Here is a 3,593-nt window from a genome sequence, read left to right as displayed (position 1 = left end):
GCCCGCGCAGGAAGAGCCTTCCGCCGGCAACCGCAGCTGGCTCACCGGCGAGCCGGCCGCTGCCGCCGCTCCGCGCCGCGAGGGCGGCACCTTGTTCGAGCGTATGTCGAACATCGCCCGCGGCGCCGCCAAGGCGCAGGTCGACGAGGAGCCGGCGCCGAGCCGAGGCACCCGCGATCCGCTCGACATTCCGCGCTTCCTCGGGCGCCAGAACAACCAGTAATCCCGTGCCTTCCCCTCCCGTATCCGCGGGAGGGGAAGCCGTTCCCCGGCTCGGCCGCCTTTCGTCCTCCCGCCGCACCGTCTCGGCTTGCAGCGCCGGCGCGATACATTGCCCATAAAGCTGCAATCGGCATTATCGGCGCGATGATTTCCTTCAAGAAGAAGACCCTGCGGCTGGCCCTTGCCCTTGCCGGTTCGGCAAGCGCTCTCGCCGCTGCCCCGGCCGCCGCCCAGGTGCAGCAGCAATATCCGGGCGTTCGCGAGGATGCCGGCACCGCGCTCACCCGGCACCTGCGCACCCTTTCGGAGCAGCCGCGAAGCCTCAGCGCGCTTACCGGCGCCGGCAAGGCGGCGCTAGAGCTCGGCGATCCGCAGGCGGCGCTCACCTTCTTCGCCCGCGCCGAGGAGATCGCCCCGCGCGACGGCCGTGTGAAGGCGGGAATGGGCTCCGCCTTCCTGGCGATGGAGCAGCCCCGCACGGCGATGCGGCTGTTCACCGAGGCTGCGAGCCTCGGCGTGCCGGAGGCCGAATTCTCCGGCGACCGCGGCCTCATCTACGATCTCGACGGCGATCCGCGCCGCGCGCAGGCCGATTATACGCGCGCCCTCAGCCGGGAGGAGGATGACGAGGTCCGCCGCCGCCTTGCGCTTTCGCTGGCGATCAGCGGCGACCGTGCCCGCGCCTTGTCGACGATCGACGCGCAACTCCGGCGGCAGGACCGCGCCGCCTGGCGCACCCGCGCCTTCATCCTCGCGCTCACCGGCGACGCCGCCGGCGCCACCCAGGTCGCGCAGTCGACCATTCCCGCCCAGGCGGCGCAGCTCCAGCCCTTCTTCGCCAAGCTCTCCTCGCTGAACCAGGCGCAGCGCGCGATGGCGGTGCATTTCGGCCAGTTCCCGGAGGACGGCCGGGCGCTTCCGAGCACAGGCGGGCAATATGCCGCCGCCACGCCGGTTCAGGTCCCGAGCGCGGATGCGGCCACGCAGGCCGGACGCCCGGATACGAACCAGCGGGCGTTCGGCGCTCGCTCGAAGTCGGCTTCCAATCCCGCCCCGGCCGCGACGGCGCCTGTGCAGACCGCCGGCCGCGAGAAGCCGGAGCGGGAGCGCCGCGACCGCAGCCGGTCCAAGCAATCCACTCCCGTCGTGATCGGGCGCCGGGTCCAGCTACCCACGGTCCCGGCTTCGGAGCCGCCGCCGGCGCAGGTCGTATCCCAGCCTCCGGTCAGCGCCCCGGCACAAGCCGCCGCGAACAATCCCGCGCCCGCCCCTGCGGCCAATCTCGGCGCCATCGTCCAGAGCCTGTCCACGGAAACCGCCACGGCCGCGCCGCCGCCCGCTGCGGCCGCCGCCGAAGCGCGTCCGTTGGAGCTCGCGCAGGCCCAGCCATCGGCGCAGCCGGCCGCCCAACCGCCCGCCCAGCCGCCCGCATCCTCAATCCAGACGACCGAGCTGCCGCCCAGCTCCGTCCAGGTGCCGCAGCCGTCCCCGCAGCAGCCCGCGGCGGCCGCCCCCGCGCCCGCGAGCGTCGGATCAACCTTCGCCGGCATCGCCGCCGCCATCGCGTCGCTTCCGGAGGAGAAGCCTGCGGAGCCCGCGCCGAAGCCGGTCCCGCTCGCAGAGGCAAAGGCAACGCCGCCGGCGGCCAAACCGAAGACCGCGGCTCCCAGGGAAGCCAAGCCCAAGGAAAACGAGGGCGCGAAGGCGGAAGCGGCGAAGAAGCCGGCCGAAAAGGCCGACGCTTCGAAGAAGGGTGCGGCGGACAAGCCGGAGGCGGCGAAGAAGGGTGCAGCGGACAAGCCGGACGCGGCCAAAAAGGGTGCAGCCGACAAGTCCGACGCAGCGAAAAAGCCGGCAGCCGACAAGGCCGCAGCGGCCAAGAAGGAGGCCGCGCCCAAGGAGCCGAGCCGCCACTGGGTCCAGATTGCCGGCGGCGCCAACGAGGCTGCGATGACCAGCGAGTTCAATCGCATCAAGGCCAAGGCGCCGAAGCTGCTCGCGGGCAAGACGCCGTGGACGACGCCGCTCAAGGCCACCAACCGCCTGCTGGTCGGCCCTTTCAAGACGCCCAAGGAAGCGCAGGATTTCGTCAACGAGCTCGCCAAGCTCGATCTTTCCGCCTTCAGCTGGACGAGCCCCGCCGGCCAGGAGATCGTGAAGCTTTCCGCCAAGTGACGGCGCTCGCACCCTACGCCTCCGATCCTGCAGCCTCGCGCGGCCGGCTCCATGCGACCGGCGGCGGCGAGACGCGCGGTCCGCGCGACGCCTTCCAGCGCGACCGGGACCGGATCATCCACTCCGTCCCGTTCCGCCGGCTCCGCCACAAGACGCAGGTGTTCGTCGCGCCGGACGGCGACCATTTCCGCGTCCGCCTCACCCACAGCCTCGAAGTCGCGCAGATCGGCCGGACGCTCGCGCGGGCGCTCGGGCTGAACGAGGACCTCACCGAGGCGCTCTGCCTCGCCCACGATATCGGCCATCCGCCATTCGGGCATTCGGGCGAAGATGCGTTGCAGGAGGCGATGGCAGGCGCCGGCGGCTTCGATCACAACGCCCACACGCTCCGACTGCTGACGCGGCTGGAGACGCCCTATCCGCGCCACCGCGGCCTCAACCTCAGCTGGGAGACGCTCGAGGGGCTTGCAAAGCATAACGGCCCGGTCGCGGAGCCAGGCTGGGCCCTTGCCGAGGCCAATGCCGAATTCCCGCTCGATCTCGGCACCTGGCCGAGCCTCGAAGCGCAGATCGCCGCCGTCTCGGACGACATCGCCTATGACAATCACGATATCGACGACGGCCTTCGCGCCGGGCTGTTCACGCTCGAGGATCTGCTCGAAGTCCCGTTCGTCGCCCGCCACTGGGACGAGGTGCGGCGCCGCTATCCCGGTCTCGGGGAGGAGAGGCTCGTGCCCGAGCTCATCCGCGACCAGATCGGGAGGATGGTCAACGATGTGCTCGATGAGACGCGGCGCCGGATCGCCGCGGCGGGCGTCGAGACTGCGGACGATGTCCGCTACTCCGGCCGGCCGCTCGCCGCCTTCTCGCCGGAGATCGCGGAGGACGAGCGCCAGCTCAAGGCGTTCCTCTATGCAAGAATGTACCGCTCGCCGCCGATCCTCGAGATCCAGCGCGAGGCGAAGAAGCTCCTCGCCGGCCTGTTCGCCGCCTACCGCTCCGATCCCTCGCTTCTGCCCGCCGACTGGCAGACCGCCGATCTCGATCCCACCGCGCTCACCCGCCGCATCGGCGACTTCATCGCCGGAATGACCGACCGCTACGCCATCAACCGCTACCGCGAGCTGGTCGGGCCGGTGCAGCTGCCTGAGGGGTTCTGACTGGACCTTGAGGAGGGGCATCCGCTACAGCGCGGC

At 71.3% G+C, this 3,593-nt stretch carries 2 protein-coding genes and 1 pseudogene; all 3 read left to right on the top strand.

Annotation, left to right across the window (positions count from 1 at the left end):
- Positions 1–223, top strand: a pseudogene (locus VF662_RS08745) (cell division protein FtsZ); the annotation flags it as partial.
- A 143-nt stretch (positions 224–366) separates the two neighbouring features.
- Positions 367–2,397 (top strand): SPOR domain-containing protein, encoded by a 2,031-nt coding sequence (locus tag VF662_RS08740; RefSeq protein WP_464139954.1) that lies wholly within the window; start codon positions 367–369, stop codon positions 2,395–2,397.
- Positions 2,394–3,557 carry a deoxyguanosinetriphosphate triphosphohydrolase gene (locus tag VF662_RS08735; RefSeq protein ID WP_464139952.1) on the top strand — a complete coding sequence of 388 codons (1,164 nt, stop codon included), beginning with the start codon at positions 2,394–2,396 and terminating at the stop codon, positions 3,555–3,557. The genes VF662_RS08740 and VF662_RS08735 overlap by 4 nt, the downstream gene beginning before the upstream one ends.
- The last annotated feature ends 36 nt before the right edge of the window (positions 3,558–3,593 follow it).

Source organism: Allosphingosinicella sp., assembly GCF_036387215.1.
GTDB lineage: Bacteria > Pseudomonadota > Alphaproteobacteria > Sphingomonadales > Sphingomonadaceae > Allosphingosinicella.
Note: the sequence above shows the minus strand (reverse complement) of the source record. Positions and strands in the feature narration are given on the sequence as shown.

What these genes read in the sequence shown, in the direction of transcription:
- VF662_RS08740 (WP_464139954.1), top strand. Translation starts at nt 367, where the DNA reads ATGATTTCCTTCAAGAAGAAGACCCTGCGGCTGGCCCTTGCCCTTGCC.